The organism is Aeromonas sanarellii, assembly GCF_000820085.1.
GTDB classification, from domain to species: domain Bacteria; phylum Pseudomonadota; class Gammaproteobacteria; order Enterobacterales; family Aeromonadaceae; genus Aeromonas; species Aeromonas sanarellii.
In genome coordinates this window covers 59,381-75,786 of record NZ_CDBN01000063.1, presented here as the reverse complement: position 1 = coordinate 75,786, position 16,406 = coordinate 59,381, and the positions used below count along the sequence as shown (strand labels likewise).

Annotated in this window: 14 protein-coding genes; all 14 read left to right on the top strand. The window is 65.2% G+C overall.

The window, feature by feature from the left end; all coding sequences use genetic code 11:
* Positions 1-52: 52 nt before the first annotated feature.
* Positions 53-511 carry a hypothetical protein gene (locus BN1132_RS12645; RefSeq protein ID WP_042077997.1) on the top strand — a complete coding sequence of 153 codons (459 nt, stop codon included), beginning with the start codon at positions 53-55 and terminating at the stop codon, positions 509-511.
* A gap of 77 nt (positions 512-588) precedes the next feature.
* A complete protein-coding gene (locus BN1132_RS12640) occupies positions 589-1,236 on the top strand; it encodes a prepilin-type N-terminal cleavage/methylation domain-containing protein (protein WP_042077972.1) in 648 nt (215 codons plus the stop codon).
* Positions 1,237-1,254: 18 nt separating this feature from the next.
* On the top strand, positions 1,255-1,698 hold the full coding sequence (locus tag BN1132_RS20385) for a prepilin-type N-terminal cleavage/methylation domain-containing protein (RefSeq protein WP_042077970.1): 444 nt from the start codon (positions 1,255-1,257) through the stop codon (positions 1,696-1,698).
* Between the two features lie 67 nt (positions 1,699-1,765).
* Complete coding sequence (locus BN1132_RS12630; protein ID WP_042077968.1) at positions 1,766-2,242, top strand: pilus assembly FimT family protein; 477 nt, start codon at positions 1,766-1,768, stop codon at positions 2,240-2,242.
* Positions 2,229-2,801 (top strand): prepilin-type N-terminal cleavage/methylation domain-containing protein, encoded by a 573-nt coding sequence (locus BN1132_RS12625; RefSeq protein WP_042077995.1) that lies wholly within the window; start codon positions 2,229-2,231, stop codon positions 2,799-2,801. The genes BN1132_RS12630 and BN1132_RS12625 overlap by 14 nt, the downstream gene beginning before the upstream one ends.
* A 110-nt stretch (positions 2,802-2,911) precedes the next feature.
* The gene (locus tag BN1132_RS12620) at positions 2,912-3,676 is read left to right on the top strand and encodes a PilW family protein (RefSeq protein ID WP_244462938.1); all 765 of its coding nucleotides are present in this window, start codon (positions 2,912-2,914) and stop codon (positions 3,674-3,676) included.
* Complete coding sequence (locus tag BN1132_RS12615) at positions 3,666-4,130, top strand: hypothetical protein (RefSeq protein ID WP_042077966.1); 465 nt, start codon at positions 3,666-3,668, stop codon at positions 4,128-4,130. Before BN1132_RS12620 ends, BN1132_RS12615 begins: the two co-directional genes overlap by 11 nt.
* Complete coding sequence (locus BN1132_RS20170; RefSeq protein WP_209428972.1) at positions 4,127-7,600, top strand: DUF6701 domain-containing protein; 3,474 nt, start codon at positions 4,127-4,129, stop codon at positions 7,598-7,600. The genes BN1132_RS12615 and BN1132_RS20170 overlap by 4 nt, the downstream gene beginning before the upstream one ends.
* A gap of 216 nt (positions 7,601-7,816) precedes the next feature.
* Positions 7,817-8,857, top strand: a complete 1,041-nt coding sequence (locus BN1132_RS12605; RefSeq protein WP_005308111.1) for a rod shape-determining protein — start codon at positions 7,817-7,819, stop codon at positions 8,855-8,857.
* A 41-nt stretch (positions 8,858-8,898) separates the two neighbouring features.
* Positions 8,899-9,804, top strand: coding sequence for a rod shape-determining protein MreC (gene mreC / locus BN1132_RS12600; protein ID WP_042077964.1), 906 nt, complete (start codon positions 8,899-8,901; stop codon positions 9,802-9,804).
* The gene (mreD, locus tag BN1132_RS12595; protein ID WP_010672635.1) at positions 9,804-10,289 is read left to right on the top strand and encodes a rod shape-determining protein MreD; all 486 of its coding nucleotides are present in this window, start codon (positions 9,804-9,806) and stop codon (positions 10,287-10,289) included. The genes mreC and mreD overlap by 1 nt, the downstream gene beginning before the upstream one ends.
* 51 nt (positions 10,290-10,340) lie before the next feature.
* Positions 10,341-10,928 (top strand): Maf family protein, encoded by a 588-nt coding sequence (locus tag BN1132_RS12590; protein WP_042077962.1) that lies wholly within the window; start codon positions 10,341-10,343, stop codon positions 10,926-10,928.
* Between the two features lie 79 nt (positions 10,929-11,007).
* The gene (rng, locus tag BN1132_RS12585; RefSeq protein WP_039040432.1) at positions 11,008-12,477 is read left to right on the top strand and encodes a ribonuclease G; all 1,470 of its coding nucleotides are present in this window, start codon (positions 11,008-11,010) and stop codon (positions 12,475-12,477) included.
* Positions 12,478-16,380, top strand: a complete 3,903-nt coding sequence (locus tag BN1132_RS12580) for a YhdP family protein (RefSeq protein ID WP_042077960.1) — start codon at positions 12,478-12,480, stop codon at positions 16,378-16,380.
* Positions 16,381-16,406: the final 26 nt, after the last annotated feature.

Here is a 16,406-nt window from a genome sequence, read left to right as displayed (position 1 = left end):
CTGGTGGGGGACATGATGCGAGCGGTGCGTGGTAGACAAGGGGCGGGAAGGCATGAGCAGACAGTCGGAGCAGGATCAGCGTTGGCTGGGAGGATACAGGCGGATGGTCGTCCTCGTCCTGCTGCTGGTCATCCTTGCCACCCTGGCCACGAGCTATCGCAGCCACCGGGAAGAGGCGCTGGCGGTCAGCCTGAGCCTGCTCGGGGAGCAATTCGCCGAGCGGGTCCAGCGGCTGCACGGGCGCTGGCTCGATGAGCGGCGCCCCGTTGTGCTCCATGCCGAGGGGCTGGCCTGGCAGTTCGACGATCGGGGCTGGCCCCTGGCGGTGCTGCCGCTGGGCTCGCCGTCCGAGAACTGCCGCCGGTTGTGGCTGGCCCTGATCGGCCCAGAGGATCGGGCCCTGCCAGCCTGGCAGGCCCTCGCCAGCCGGGATGGGGGCGGGTGCGAGTTCGGCTGGGAAGGCCAGTGGCTGAGCTACCGTTTTCGCGATGGCCGGGTGGGCAAGCCTTGAGCCGGCACGCTCAAGTGCTTCAGCGGCATGATTTTTTTCTGTTCACATGAAATAATGCGGACCATTACGGAGGCAGCATGGCAGCAAAGAGAGTGAGTCCTGGCCGGATGGCCGGTTTTTCCCTGATCGAGCTGGTGATCGTCATCGTGATCCTGGGGATCCTGGCCGTCACCGCCTTGCCCCGCTTCCTCGACGTGACCGACGAGGCGAAGAAGGCGAGCGTGGAGGGGGTGTCCGGCGGTTTCGCCACCGGGGTCTCCCTGGTGCGGGCCCAGTGGGAGGCCGAAGGACGGGCCAAGCAGGACGGGCTCAATACGGTGCTCTATGACGGCTCCCGTTTTTACCTGACGACGCCAACCGACAGCCAGGTCAGCAATGGCGAGCTCTCTCCGGGGTATCCCATGGACACGGCGGCGAGTGGCAGCGCCAATGTGGATCCGGCCAGCCTGACGGCGGCCCGCTGCCTCAATATCTGGGAGGGACTGCTGCAGAACCCTCCCAAGGCGACTGCCAGCTTTGACGAGGTGCGCGGTAGCGGCAATGACCTGAAGTTCTATGCCACCGTGAGCAACAACGGGCTGGATTCGGTCTGCCGTTACTATCTGGTCAACAGCCTGAGCAAGGGCAGTGATGGGCGCTATCAGGACCCGCAAGGGAGCACGGACGCCTACATGAGTTTCAGTTATCGCCCGGCCTCAGGCCAGGTGACCACCCATATCAATTGATAAACCGAGGAAAACGCAATGAAGAAGCAATCGGGTTTTACCCTGATCGAACTGGTGATCGTGATCATCATCCTGGGCATTCTGGCGGTCACCGCCGCACCCAAGTTCCTGAATCTGCAGGATGATGCGCGTCTGGCTGCGGCCAACGGCGTGAAAGCCTCGCTCCAGAGTTCCTCCCAGCTGGTATATAGCAAAGCCGCTATTCTGGGGATCGAGAGCACTTCAGGTGCCGTCTCTGTCGCTGGGGCAACCGTTAACACCAAATATGGTTATCCGGTGAATGCCGACGTAGCCAAAACAGTCTCTCTGGATGGTTGGGCGGAAGTCTCAGGCTCCGTGGGTACCTTCAAACCGAGTAACGAGCCAAACAGTAAGTGTGCCGTTACTTATAAGAATGAAGGCGCCATTACTGCGGCGGGTGGTGTCCCCTCCATCGCTGTCAGTACCGACTGCGGCAAATAATGGTTAACAAGGGCGAGGCTTCGGCCTCGCTTTTTCTTTATCCCTGATATTCCCGATGAGAGCGTGAATGACGACAACCAAGGGTTTCACCCTGATTGAACTGGTGATCGTGATCCTGTTGCTCGGGATTCTGGCCGCCTTTGCCGTGCCCAAGTGGCTGGGCAAAGGCGGCTTTGAAACCCATACGCTGCGCGACGAGCTGGTGGCCCGGCTGCGGCTGGTGCAGACCATGAACATGCAGGAAGGGGAGGCGCGCTGCACCCAGCTGGTATTGGAGGCGGGGCGCTTTGGCCATCTGACCAGGGCGAGCTGCGCCCCCGCCCCCATCTTCGGCTGGAGTGCGGATGAGCAGACCCGTGGGCGTCTGGTCACGGCCTCCGGTGGCGTCTCCCTCCCCCAAGGCAGCTTCTCTTTCGACAAGCGAAGCGGTCGTCCGCTCTCACCCTCAACCTGCATCAATGGCTGCAATCTGGTGGTGAGCAGCGGGCAGGAGAGCGCCCGGCTGCGCATCGAGCCGGAAGGTTATGTCCATGCGATCCCTTAAGGCCAGTCGCGGCTTCACCCTGGTCGAGTTCGTGGTCGGCATGGTGCTGCTGGCCATCGCGCTGACCGGTATTCTGGGGCTGCTCATCAACCAGGCGCCCCAGTCGGTGGATCCGGTACAGCAGGTGCGGGCGGCCCAGCTGGCCCAGCGCATCCTGAACGAGGTGCTGGAGAAGTCCTTCGATGAGCATTCCGATCACAACGGCGGCCGTTTTCGCTGCGGCGAGACCGCCGGCACGCCTCCCATAGCCCATGCCCCCTGCACGGCGAGTGCCGACTATGGCCCGGACGGCGGCGAGACCCGTCCCTATGAATTCAACGACGTGGACGATTTCGACACCGGGGGCAGCTGGGTGGCGGCCAACCGCTTTACCCAGACCGCGGCCGGTGTCAGCGAGGAGGAGTATCGCCACTATCGGGTGAAGATCGCGGTCGTGCCGGACGCGCTCTTTGGCAGCACGGGCCATGGTGCCGAGTCCATCGGCAAGCGTATCGAGCTGTGGGTGCGTTTGCCGGATAAGAGCGAGCTGGCCTTTGCCCTCTATCGGGGGAACTATTGATGGACAAGCCGCATTCCCCTTATGCCGCGTCCGATTGCGCATTGGTTACCACAACCCGTTACCGCGTCCGATCAGGCTTCGCTCATCGAACCTGCGCCCAACCCAGGCGTATGCAGGGCTTCACCCTGGTCGAACTGGTGATGGTGATCCTGCTGCTCGGGGTCATGGCCACCTTCTCCAGCCAGTTTATCGGCATCGGCACCCAGATCTACGGGGACGCCAGCCGCCGCGAACAGCTGATGAGCGATGCCCGCTTCGCCCTGGAGCGGCTCAATCGCGAGGTGCGGGACGCCGTGCCGGGCTCGGTGCGCATTGAGGACGAGGGTGGCAGCGCCATGGAGCAGGGGGTCTGCCTGCGCTTCTGGCCCATCGTCACCGCCAGCCGCTACCTGGGCACCGGCCTCGGCAGCGATCTCGCCATAGTGACGCCGACCGTGCTTCCCAGGCAGGATCAAGACCTTGCCATCGTCTATCCCCTCGCCGATCCCCTGCTGACCCTGGATCAGGGCTGCCTGCACGGCAGGTGCGTGGCCAAAGTCGATACCGTGGGGAGCCCGGTCTCGGGGGCGCTGCCGCTGACGGTGCAGGGCACCTTCGCCAAGGGCTCCCCGGGGCAGCGCATCTATTTTGCCAGCCGGCAGGTGCGCTACTGCGTGGCGGGAAGCCGGCTGATGCGGGCCAGCGCCGCCATCGGAACCGATATCGCCGCCAGCACGCCGGTTTTGATGGCCGAGCATGTCCGCCCGGCGGCTCACTACTTCTACCGGGAGCCCGCCGCCTTCAGCCAGAGCGAGGTGGGGCTGAGGCTGGAGTTCGAGCAGCGCGGCGAGCGCGTCCTCTTCAACCACAAGCTGGAGACGCTCAATGTCCCCTGACGCCCGCCCCCTTCCCCCCGGCACCCAGCGTGGCAGCGCCATCATGATCGCCCTCTTCGTCATCGTCATCATGGCGCTGCTGGCCGCGGCCATGGGGCGCTTCCTGGTGGACAGCGGCGAGAAGCACGGGGTGGAGGTGCGCGGAGTGCGGGCCCTGATGGCGGCCCAGAGCGGGCTGGAGATCGCGCTGTACCGGCTCTATCCCAATGACGAGTGGACCGCCCAGCGGTGCGATGCATCGAACACGACCGCCTTTGCGCTGCCCGGACTGGCGGATTGCGAAGCCGAAGTGAGCTGTCAGCAGATCACCGTGAGCGCGGCCGGCGGGACCCAGACCGGCTACAGATTTCGCAGCGAAGGGCGCTGCGGCGATCCGCGTCAGAGCGGACCCAGCCCGGACTTTGCCGTGAGCCGTACCCTGGTGGCGGAAGCCTTCGATGGAGGGAATCCATGATCCTGCGTTTCTGTGGCGCCATGCTCCTGTTACTGTTCGGCCTGCCGGCTCATGCAGTGCTGAACTGCAATAGTGTCTTTCCTGGCCCTATTCAGAGTCACGATGCGGCGGGCACCCTCTACATGCAGTCCGGCGCCCGTGTTGAGAGTTACAAGGGGTTAGAGGTCTGTTTCAAGCGGGTAACGGGTTACGACTATGAGATGAGCCCGCAGGCCTGCGGCACAGGCAAGTGTCAAGTGACCGGGGTAGCCAGCCTGAAGCAGAGCAGACCCACCTTCCCCGGCAGCACGGATCCCGCCAGCTATACCGTCGCCAACTGGACGACCCCCAGCGTCATGCTCGGGACCACCCCCAACTACGGCAAGGCGGCCAGCAGTAGTCGCTGGGATCTCGGCAACCTGACCATAGACGGCTCGGTCGCGGCGAATGGCTCGGGAGAGGTCAGTTTCTCGGACGCTTACTCAAGCTATGTGATGAAGAACGTGACGTTGCAAAACAACGGTGTGATGACGTTAACTGCGGGCAAGACCTATATCATCGAGGGGGATCTGACCCTGAGTTCCGGCACCATCAGGTTGGTGGGCCTGGGTATCACCTCGCTCTATATCAAGGGAAACTTCACTGTTCACAACGACGCGCGATTCCAGACTGGCGCCGGACTCAATGTATATGCAGTTGGTAATCTGCTGTTTACCGGCAATGGCCAGTTGGAGGGGCGTTATTATGCGGAAGGGGACGCTACCTTCGAGAATCAGGTGGTGCTGAGAGGCCAACTAAGTGCCAGGCACGTCAACTTGAAGGGCGACAGCAGGGTCATCTACGACGTGGCTTCCTCCACCTGCAAGGATATCTTTACCGATCCCCCGACGGAGGGGGCCAGCATGACACCGCCCCCCGGTGTGCTGGTGCCCCCCCTTGGGGATCTGGTGTGCAGCAAGCAGGGGAGTGGCACCAGCTGCACCGGCCACAGCGGCAACAGCTTCGGACCCGGGGATTACGACTTCGACGACGGCACCATCAGCAACCAGGCCGAGATCATCGCCACCGGCGTGACGGCGAGGCTCTATTTCAACAACCTGGATCTGAACAACGTCAGGCTCAACCTCCAGAATCCGCCCGAGCATCTCTTCATCTACGTGAAGGGGGATCTCTCCATCGCCGGCCAGAACCAGATCAATGCCGTCGTCTATGTGGCGGGCAATGTCCGCATGGCCGGCAACGCCACGCTCGAAGGGGCGCTGGCGACGGGAGGCAATGTCGATATCAGCGGAAACGGTGACTACGAGTTCGATCAGGATGCCGTCGACAAGGTGGACCTCGGTGGTAACACCTGCGGGGGGAGCACGGGTGGGTCCCAGATCGATCACTTCGAGCTCAGCCACTCCGGCCAGGCGCTCACCTGCAACCCCGAGACTGTGGTCATCAAGGCCTGTGCCGATGCGAACTGTTCCCGGCTCGTCGCCGAGCAGGTCAGCGCGTCCCTGAGCCTCACCCCCGACACCGCCAGCAATGGCTGGGTGGGGGGCAACCAGCTGACCTTCAGCGGCGGCTCGACCACGGCCCGGCTGCACAACAACACGGCGGGCACGGTGACCATGGGCGTGGCCGGTTCGACGCCGGCATTCCAGCACCCGACCCTGTGCCGGGCGGGCGGCGGAGTGCCGAGTGTCGCCGCCTGCACCCTCAGTTTCGCCGACAGCGGCTTCGTGTTCGATGTGCCGGATACCCTGGCGAACAAGCCGCAGGATGTGGTGATCAGCGCCGTCAAGAAAGACGATGCGACCAAGCAGTGCGTCCCCGGCTTCGCCGACGTGAGCAAGCCGGTGAGCTTCTGGGGGTCTTATGTCACCCCCAATGCCAATGCATTTGGCAGTCAGATCCGGATAGATGGCAATCCTGTCTCGACTTATGCCGCCAATGTGGCTTCGCCGGCGGGCACTGTCATCAACGTGAACTTCGACAGCCAGGGCAAGGCGACGCTGAAGCGAGTGAACTACCCGGATGCGGGCCAGATGCGGCTCAATGCCCGCCACGATGGCAGCGGCGACACGGCGGGTCTGGTGATGACGGGGTCGGATCTGTTCGTGAGCCGCCCGGTCGGGCTCTGCATCACGCCAACTCAGGGGGCCTGCGCGGCAGGGAATGCCAGCTGCCCGGTGTTCAAGAAGACCGGTGAAGCATTCCAGCTGAATATCGCGGGCGTGGCCTGGCAAGCGGACGATGACGAGGACCTGTGCAGCGGCAATCTGGCGACCCCCAACTTCGCGATGGCCAATATTGCGCTGGGCAGCCAGCTGGTGGCCCCCAAACCAGGGGAAGAGGCGGTGGTCGGTACGGCCAGTTATGACCACTCAAACGCGAAAGGCAACAACAACCTCAATACTCTCAGCCAGTCGGTCAACGAGGTCGGGGTGTTCCGGATGACGGCGACCCCCCCGGCAGCAGGCTATTTCAACTACACCATCCCCGCCGCGACCAGCGTGCCGGTGGGGCGCTTCGTGCCCTGGGACTTCAACTTGGTGAGCGGCAGCGTCACCCCGGCCTGCGGCGACTTCAGCTACATGAGCCAGCCATTTGACGTGCAGACGACGGTGCAGGCGCGCAACAGGCAGGGGGGGATCACCCAGAACTACCGGGGCGCCTTCGCCAGGGGGAGCCTCTCCCTGGTGGCCGCCAACAACAAGGACGGGGTGGATCGCTCCAACCGGCTGGATCCCCTGGTGACCAGCTGGTCCGCTGGCGTGGCGGACTTCACCGGCCAGAGCCGCTTTATGCGATTGCGCGAGCTGACCCCGACCCTGACAGCACCGGAGGAGCCACTGCGGCGGCTGCGGTTGGGGCTCAAGGTGGGGGACGGTGAAATGCCAGAGACCAGCTTCCTCGCGGATCGGGACATGAATCCGGCCGTGACGGGTGACTGCCAGGCCGGGGTGAGCTGCACCGCGAAGCAGCTGCAGATCCCGCAGGGAACGAGCGACACCATGATCGCCTACTACGGCCGGCTGCTCGCCAGCACTCGTCAGGGGGCGGCCAGCGCCCCGCTGGCGCTGCCGCTCCAGGTGCAGTATTTCGAAGGGGGCCGGTGGCGCGTCAACCAGCAGGATCTCTGCACCCGGCTGTCCCTGGCGGGGGACGGCATTCTCTTCACCGATCCCGAGCAGCACTATGACGCCGCGACCGGGGACCTGAGCCTCAAGGATGGCACCCGGATACGCCTCGGCCTGGGTCAGGTCGCTCCCGGCGGCAGCCAGGCCAGCGTCGAGGGCGGGGAGACCCGGTTCCACTTCGCCGCGCCGAACCAGAGCGTGCGCATACCCTACCGGATACAGCTGGACAAGCTGCCATTGCAACCCCTGGCTCCGCTCTGGCTGGCGGACCCGGCCACGGCGGATCACCTGCTGGGAGAGGCCATCTTTGGCCGGGATAGGGGCAATGACCGCATTATTTATCGCCGTGAAGTGATGCCCTGACATCCGTGCGGCGGCGGGGAGAGAGACGCTTTGGTGTACAGCCGCGTCTTATCTCCTTGTTTCTTAGTGTTTGTCGGCCTGAGCGGGTGAGTGATGACTCGCATTTTTGTCGCGCCTGATTGACTGGCGACAGTTTGAGCGCTTGCCCATTGGGGTGGGCATTGGTAAAGTTAGCCGGTTTTCTGCACCTCCAAATTCTTAGGATTTCCCGTAGCCATGTTCAAAAAGCTCAGAGGCGTCTTTTCCAACGATCTGTCGATCGATTTGGGAACTGCCAACACCCTGATCTACGTAAAAGATCAAGGGATCGTCCTTAACGAACCCTCAGTTGTCGCCATTCGCCAAGAGCGCGGGAACGCCAAATCGGTCGCTGCCGTCGGTCATGCCGCCAAGCAGATGCTGGGTCGTACCCCGGGTAACATCTCCGCCATTCGTCCGATGAAGGACGGCGTGATCGCCGACTTCTACGTGACCGAGAAGATGCTGCAGCACTTCATCAAGCAGGTTCACGACAACAACTATTTCCGCCCCAGCCCGCGCGTGCTGGTGTGTGTGCCGTGCGGCTCCACTCAGGTCGAGCGCCGTGCCATCAAGGAATCCGCTCTGGGCGCCGGCGCCCGCGAGGTGTACCTCATCGACGAACCCATGGCTGCCGCCATCGGTGCCGGCCTGCCGGTCTCCGAAGCGACCGGTTCCATGGTGGTGGACATCGGTGGCGGTACCACAGAAGTGGCCATCATCTCCCTGAACGGTGTGGTCTACTCCCAGTCCGTGCGCATCGGTGGCGACAAGTTCGATGAAGCCATCATCAGCTACGTGCGTCGCAACTACGGCAGCCTGATCGGGGAAGCCACCGCCGAGCGCATCAAGCACGAGATCGGCTCCGCCTACCCGGGCGAAGAGGTGCGCGAGATCGAAGTCCGCGGTCGCAACCTGGCCGAAGGGGTGCCGCGCAGCTTCACCCTGAACTCCAATGAGATCCTGGAAGCGCTGCAAGAGCCGCTGTCCGGCATCGTCTCTGCCGTCATGGTGGCCCTGGAACAGTCCCCGCCCGAGCTGGCGTCCGACATCTCCGAACGCGGCATGGTGCTGACCGGTGGTGGCGCCCTGCTCAAAGACATCGACCGTCTGCTGATGGAAGAGACCGGCATCCCGGTCGTCGTGGCCGAAGATCCCCTCACCTGTGTCGCCCGCGGCGGTGGCAAGGCGCTGGAGCTGATCGATATGCACGGTGGCGATCTGTTCCACTACGAATAAGACCCAAAGCCGGCCGAGCGCCGGCTCTTTTTTGACGACTCATGAAACCCATCTTCGGTAGAGGCCCTTCGCTTCAGTTACGGTTGTTTCTCGCCGTCATCATCTCCGTCGCTGCCATCGTCGCGGATTCCCGCTTCGGTGTGTTTGCGCACGCCCGCGTCTATCTGAGCTCCCTGGTGAGCCCGCTGCAGTACATCGCCAACGCCCCCGGCACCCTGCTCGACACCATGTCGACCCAGGTGCAGACCCGTGCCGACCTCATCGAGCAGACCAAGCAGCAGGAGCAGCAACTGTTCACCCTGCGCTCGCGCCTGCTCAAGATGGATCAACTGGAGCACGAGAACCAGCGCCTGCGGGAGCTGCTGGGGTCGCCGGTGCACAAGGAGTCCCGCAAGATGGTGGCCGAGCTGCTGTCGGTGGATTCCGACCCCTTCAGCCATCAGGTGCTGATCAACAAGGGGGCGCTGGACGGCGTCTACAACGGCCAGCCGGTGATCAACGATCAGGGGGTGGTCGGCCAGGTGCTGCACGTGGGATCCACCACCAGCCGCGTCCTGCTCATCACCGACTCCAGCCACGGCATCCCGGTGCGGGTGCTGCGCAACGATCTGCGCGCCATCGCCTCCGGCAGCGGCGAACTGGACAAGCTGGAGCTGCGCAACCTGCCGCGCAACACCGACGTCCAGGTCGGCGATCTGCTGGTCACCTCGGGCCTGGGCGGCCGCTTCCCGGAAGGCTATCCGGTGGCGACCGTGACCCGCTCCGACTACGTGGAGGGCAAGCCCTTCGCCCAGATCGAGGCCAAGCCCCTGGTGGCGCTGGATAGACTGCGCTACCTGTTGCTGCTGTGGACCGACAAGAAACCGGAAGTGCACGACAAGGATGAGGAGCCCGCGGCGAGCGCCTCGGCGGCCACGGCCACCTCGGCGGCGGGGGCGACGCGCTGATGCTGCAACCCGCCAGCGGCAGGATCTGGATCTGGTGTTCGATCCTGCTGGCCCTGTGTCTCTCCATCCTGCCGCTTCCGTTCCAGTTCGAGCCCTTCCGGCCGGACTGGCTCGCCATGGTGCTCATCTACTGGGCGCTGGCGCTGCCGCACCGCACCAACGTCGGCACCGCCTGGGTGGCGGGCCTGCTGCTGGACGTGCTGCTCGGCAGCACCCTTGGGGTGCGGGCCATGGCCATGGCCATCACCACCTATCTGGCGGCCTTCCAGTTCCAGAAGATCCGCAACTTCTCCCTCTGGCAGCAGGCGCTGATCATCGGCCTGCTCTCCCTGGTGGGGAAGATCACCGTGTTCTGGGCCGAGCACCTGTTCAGCCGGGCCAGCCTCAATTTCGCCTATTTTTGGTCGACGTTGACGACGATGTTAATATGGCCCTGGATTTTTATGGTCTTGCGCAAGGTGCGGCGTCGCTTCAATATCAAGTGAATGTGAGCAAAAACAACGGATTGTGACCACGCCTCGCCCCATTGAGTGAATATGAACAAGCACAACGAACTGCAACTCTATCTCGCCTCGGGCTCGCCCCGCCGGCACGAACTCCTGACCCAGCTGGGCTACCGCTTCGAGGTGCTCAGGCTGGATGTGCCCGAGCAGCGCGGCGAGGGGGAGAAGCCCCAGGACTACGTCTGCCGGCTCGCCCGCGCCAAGGCCATGGCCGGCGTGGCCGCGGCGCCCACGGCGCTGCCCGTGCTGGGGGCGGACACCATAGTGGTGCTGGAGGAGCGGGTGCTGGAGAAGCCCTCCGACCTGCTGGACGCCAAGGACATGCTGGAGGCGCTCTCCGGACGGGTGCACCAGGTGATGACGGCGGTGGCCCTGGCCACCCCGGATCGCTGCGACGTGCGGCTGGTCACCACCAATGTGGCGTTTCGCAAGCTGGACGAGTCCGAGATCGAGGCCTACTGGCGCACCGGCGAGCCGTGCGACAAGGCCGGCGCCTACGCCATCCAGGGCATTGCCGGCAAGTTCGTCAGCCGTATCGAGGGGAGCTACAGCGCCGTGGTCGGCCTGCCCCTGCTGGAGACGGATCTGTTGATCAAGCAGCACGTCGAGCAGACCCGGTAATCCTCCCGTCAGCGGTGCGCTGCTGAGTTACCCGTTGTTCGTCGTGCCAGAATTCAAAACTAGAAAGGCAAGGTAACTTATGTCGGTAGAACTGCTGGTGAACGTCACCCCCTCCGAGACCCGGGTCGCCCTGGTCGAGAACGGCCTGCTGCAGGAAGTGCACGTGGAGCGCCAGGCCAAGCGCGGCATAGTGGGCAACATCTACAAGGGCAAGATCAGCCGGGTGCTGCCCGGCATGCAGGCCGCCTTCGTCGACATCGGCATGGACAAGGCCGCCTTCCTGCATGCCTCCGACATAGTCCCCCACACCGAGTGCGTGGCGATCAAGGAGAAGGAGCAGTTCCAGGCCGGCAACATCGCCGAGCTGGTGCGCCAGGGGCAGGACATCATGGTGCAGGTGGTGAAAGATCCGCTGGGCACCAAGGGGGCCCGCCTCACCACCGACATCACCCTGCCTTCCCGCTACCTGGTCTTCATGCCGGGGAGTGCGCATGTGGGGGTGTCCCAGCGCATCGAGTCGGAAGCCGAGCGGGAACGCCTCAAGCGCACCGTGGCCGGCTATGTGGACGAACTCGGTGGCTACATCATCCGCACCGCCGCCGAGGGGGTGGGGGAGCAGGAGCTGGAGCAGGACGCCGCCTTCTTGAAGCGCCTGTGGCGCAAGATCCTGGAACGCAAGCAGAAGTACCCCCCCTGCAAGATCCTGTACGAGGATCCCAGCCTGGCGTTCCGGGTAGTGCGCGACTTCGTCGGGGCCGAGCTCGACAAGATCCGGGTCGACTCCCGCCAGAGCTTCGATCAGCTCAAGCGCTTCACCGAGGAGTACGTGCCCGAGCTCGCCAACAAGCTGGAGTACTACTCCGGCGAGTCGCCCATCTTCGATCTCTACGACGTGGAGAACGAGATCCAGCGCGCCCTGGAGCGCAAGGTGGAGCTGAAATCCGGCGGCTACCTCATCATCGATCAGACCGAAGCCATGACCACGGTGGACATCAACACCGGCGCCTTCGTCGGCCACCGCAACCTGGAAGAGACCATCTTCAACACCAACGTCGAGGCGACCGCCGCCATCGCCCGCCACCTGCGGCTGCGCAACCTCGGCGGCATCATCATCATCGACTTCATCGACATGCAGTCCGAGGATCACCGCCGCCGGGTGCTGCACAGCCTGGAGCTGGCGCTGGCCAAGGACAGGGCCAAGACCAACGTGAACGGTTTTTCCCAGCTCGGCCTGGTGGAGATGACCCGCAAGCGCACCCGCGAGAGCCTGGAGCACGTGCTCTGCGCCGAGTGCCCCGAGTGCAAGGGGCGCGGCCGGGTCAAGACGGTGGAATCGGTCTGCTTCGAGATCCTGCGGGAGATCATCCGGGTCAACCGCGCCTACGACGCGGATCAGTTCACCGTCTACGCGGCGCCCTCGGTGGCGGACTACCTGAGGGGCGAGGAGTCCCACAGCCTGGCGGAGCTGGAGGTCTTCATCGGCAAGCAGGTCAGGGTGGTGAGCGAGCCCCTCTGCGGTCAGGAGCAGTTCGACGTGGTGATGATGTAATTGGTCTATCGCTGGCTGAGTCGGGGCTGGTTGGCCCTCGGAGTCCTCTTCGTGCTGCTGGCCGTCCTGGTCAGCGTGGTGCGCCTCGGCGGCCCCCTGCTCAACCAGCACCGACAGGCCGTGATCGCGACCCTGCTCGGGGAGAGCCAGCTGGAGGTGAGCGTCGAGCACGTCGGGCTGGATTGGACCCAGCGCGGCCCCGCCCTCGAGCTGGAAGGACTCGTCATCGCCCCGGACTCGGGCCGCTTCTCCCTGCGGCTTGGCAAGGTCTGGGCCCACCTCGACTTCTGGCGTTCCCTCAACGACTGGAAGCCGGTGTTCGGCCAGCTGCTGCTCAGCGACGGCGACATAGCGCTGGATCTGACGAAGCCCGCGGACCCCGCCAGCGGCAAGGGTCCGAACCAGCAGGAGGCCCTGCTGCGCTTCCTGCTGACCCAGCTCTCCACCTTCGACATTCACGACAGCCGCCTGAGCCTCACCACGGCGCTCGGGGAGGTGCGTGCCCTCAACATCGCCCAGCTGCGCTGGCAGAATCGCGGCAAGCGCCACCAGGGGGTCGGCAAGGCCTACCTCATCAACGGGGTGGGCGAGAGCACCCTGGACCTCATCATCGACGTGGATGCCCCGCAAGTGCGCCTCGACAGGCTCAAGGGGCAGCTCTATCTCGGGGCCAGCGAGCTCGACATCAGCCCCATGCTGGCCAGGATCCACGCCGGTGAACCCAGGGTCACCGGCCAGCTCGACTTCCAGCTCTGGAGCGAGTTCGAGGGGGGCCGGCTCGGCAACTCCCTGCTGGCCTTTGGCAACAACCACCTGATCTGGCAGGACGAGGTCAAGGGAGAGCCGCACCGCCTCGATCTGCGGGGCGGCAAGATCCAGCTGCGCCGCGACGGCGAGGAGTGGCAGCTCGCCAGCCACGACGTCACCTTCAAGCTCGACGGCGCCACCTGGTTGCAGAGCCGTCTGCAGCTCGAACGGATGGGGGATCGCATCCAGGGCTATGTGCCCGCCATCGATCTCGACCAGGTGGCCAACCTGAGCCAGCTGGTCTCTGGCCTCTATCCCGAGCTGACCGAGACCCTCAAGCGCACCCGGCCCAGGGGCCAGCTGCAGGATCTGCTGCTGCAGGCCGACGGGGACTGGCAGGGACTCTCCCTGAGCGGGCAGCTCAGGGGCTTCGAGACCCGGGCCTGGCACGACGTGCCCGGCCTGCAGAAACTGGACGGCGACTTCTGGCTGACCCCGGCCGGGGGCAGCGCCCGCCTGAGCCTGGGCAAGGGCAAGGTGGATCCGGCGCGCCACTTCAAGGAGCCCATCCCGGTGGACAGCCTGAGCGCCAGGCTCGACTGGTGGCAGACTCCAGAGGGTTGGGTGCTCTACGGCCAGGACATCGCCCTGGAGAACCCCGACCTGCGCCTCGCCAGCCGTTTTCGCCTGGAGCTGTTCGATCACCCCTTCCTCGCCCTGACCGGCCGCATCGACGTCAAGAATGCGGCCCATGCGGATCGTTATTACCCCCTTGCCGTGATGAGCGATGGCCTGGTGGACTACCTGAGCGGGGCCATCAAGGGGGGCAGGGCCAAGGGGGCGGATCTGCTCTGGTACGGGGAGTTCCGGGACTTCCCCTATGACAATGGCAAGGGGATCTTCCAGGTGGCGGTGCCGCTGGAACAGGCCACCTACGAGTTCTTCCCCGGCTGGCAGCCGCTGACCGACCTGCAGATCGATCTCCTGTTCCAGAACGCGGGGCTGGACATGCGCAGCCGCTCGACCCGGCTCGGCAAGGCCAGCTCCGACTCGGTCCACGCCTGGATCCCGGATCTCTCCCCCGGCGCCCACCTCTATGTGGATGCCAGGGTCGAGGGGGAGGGGCAGGCCGTCAGCGACTACCTGCAGGACTCGCCCCTCGGCGGCTCGGTGGGGAAGGCGCTGCAGGAGGTGGAGATCCGCGGCCCCATGAAGGGCACGGTCAAGCTGGACATACCGCTGGACGGCAAGGGGGAGGTCCAGGCCAGCGGGGACGCCAGCTTCCACGACAACAGGGTCAGGATCGCCGCCCTGGATCTGCCCCTGGAGAAGGTGGCGGGCAGGCTCGAATATGACAATGAACACACGCGCATTCACAACCTCAAGGCCAGCCTCTGGAACCAGCCGCTGACCCTGGACTATGAGGGCAGGCTGCTACCCCGCGGCTATCAGGCCGACCTCAAGTTCAGGGGCAGCTGGGACAGCCGCCGCCAGCGCCGGGACATCCCGGCCCTGGAGCTGCTCCAGGGGAACAGCAACTGGGCGGGCAGCCTGGGGCTGACCCTGCCGGAGGACAAGCCTTTCAGCTTCCAGCTGTCGCTGGACTCCAGCCTGCAGGGGATGGGGCTGGATCTGCCGGCCCCGCTGGCCAAGGCCGCCGGGGCTCGCCTCCCACTCAAGGTGACGGCGCGGGGCCGGGACGGCAGCGCCGACCTCCGGGCTGTGCTGGGGGCGGACGTGGACATGCAGGGCCGTCTGGTCTACGGCGAGGGGGCTCCCTACATGAGCCGGGTGAGGGTCAACGTCGGCCAGCCCGGCGCGCGCGTGATCCAGGACAGGCCCATGCTGCTCGCCATCAACCAGCAGCAGGCGGACGTGGCGGGCTGGCTGGGCAGGCTCACGCGCTGGCTGCCCGGCAAGGGGCAGGAGACGACCGGCAATGCGGTGGTGGGCCCCGCCTTCCTGCCCCAGGAGTGGTGGGTGGACGGCCAGCTGGCCCGGGCCGACATCGGCACCGCCACCCTCAAGGCGGTGCACTTCACCGTGGGGCCGGTACAGCAAGCCACCGAGGTGATGATCGACAGCCCGGACGTGATGGGGGTGGTGCGCCTGCCGCTGACCGACCGCCAGCCCATCGACGCCAGGTTTGCCCGCATCCACTGGTCCGGCAAGGGGTCGGACCTGAGCCCGGATCCCGATGCGCGCCAGGACAAGGCCATCATGGACGCCATCCCCTGGCTGCGCTTCAGCTGCGTGGACTGCCGCTTCGGCGAGCTGCCCCTTGGCGAGGTGAAGGGGGAGCTGGTCCCCGGTGCCAACCGGCTCGATCTCAAGGGGCTGGAGATGCGCCTGGCCGGCAGCACCCTGCGCGGCGGCGCCGAGTGGCTGGCGCGCGCCGGCCAGATGCAGACCCGGGCCCGGCTCCACCTCGACACCCCGAACAGCGAGCTGCTGCTCAAGCGGCTCGGTTTTACCTCCCCCATCGGCGATGCGCCGGGCAAGCTGGCGCTGGATCTGAACTGGCGCGATACCCCCTACCGGCTGAGCCTGCCGACTCTGGCCGGCAGCGCCGACTACCAGCTGGAAGGGGGGACCCTGCGGGAGGTGAACGACAAGGGGGCGCGGCTGCTCTCCCTGCTCAGCCTCGACTCCCTGCTGCGCAAGCTGCGCCTCGATTTTCGCGACGTCTTCGACAAGGGCTTCTACTTCGAGTCCATGTCCGCCTCCGCCAAGGTCAGCCAGGGGGTGGTGGAGAACAAGGACTTCTACATGAAGGGGGCGGCGGGCAACCTGCGCGGGGAGGGGATCGCCGATCTGGTGCGCTGGCAGCTCGACTACGATCTGAGCTTCTCGCCGAACCTGGGGGGGACCCTGCCTGTGGTGGCGGCCTTCTCCCTGACCCCGATCACCGGACTCTACGTGCTGGCGCTCTCCAAGCTGCTGGAGCCCGTGGTGGATGTGGTGACCCGCATCGACTTCAGGGTCTCGGGCCCGCTGGACGATCCCAGGCTGATCGAGGCGGGGCGCAACCGCGCCCGCATCAAGCTCAACCAGCAGCAGAAGGAGGCGGTGGACGCGGTGGCGCCCAGCCTGCCCGCCGAGGAGGTGACCCCCTTCCTGCTCACCCCCAAGCACGGCGGGCCGGCCCAGCGTTGAGCCGGCCATCTTCCGCGCCGGGCGGC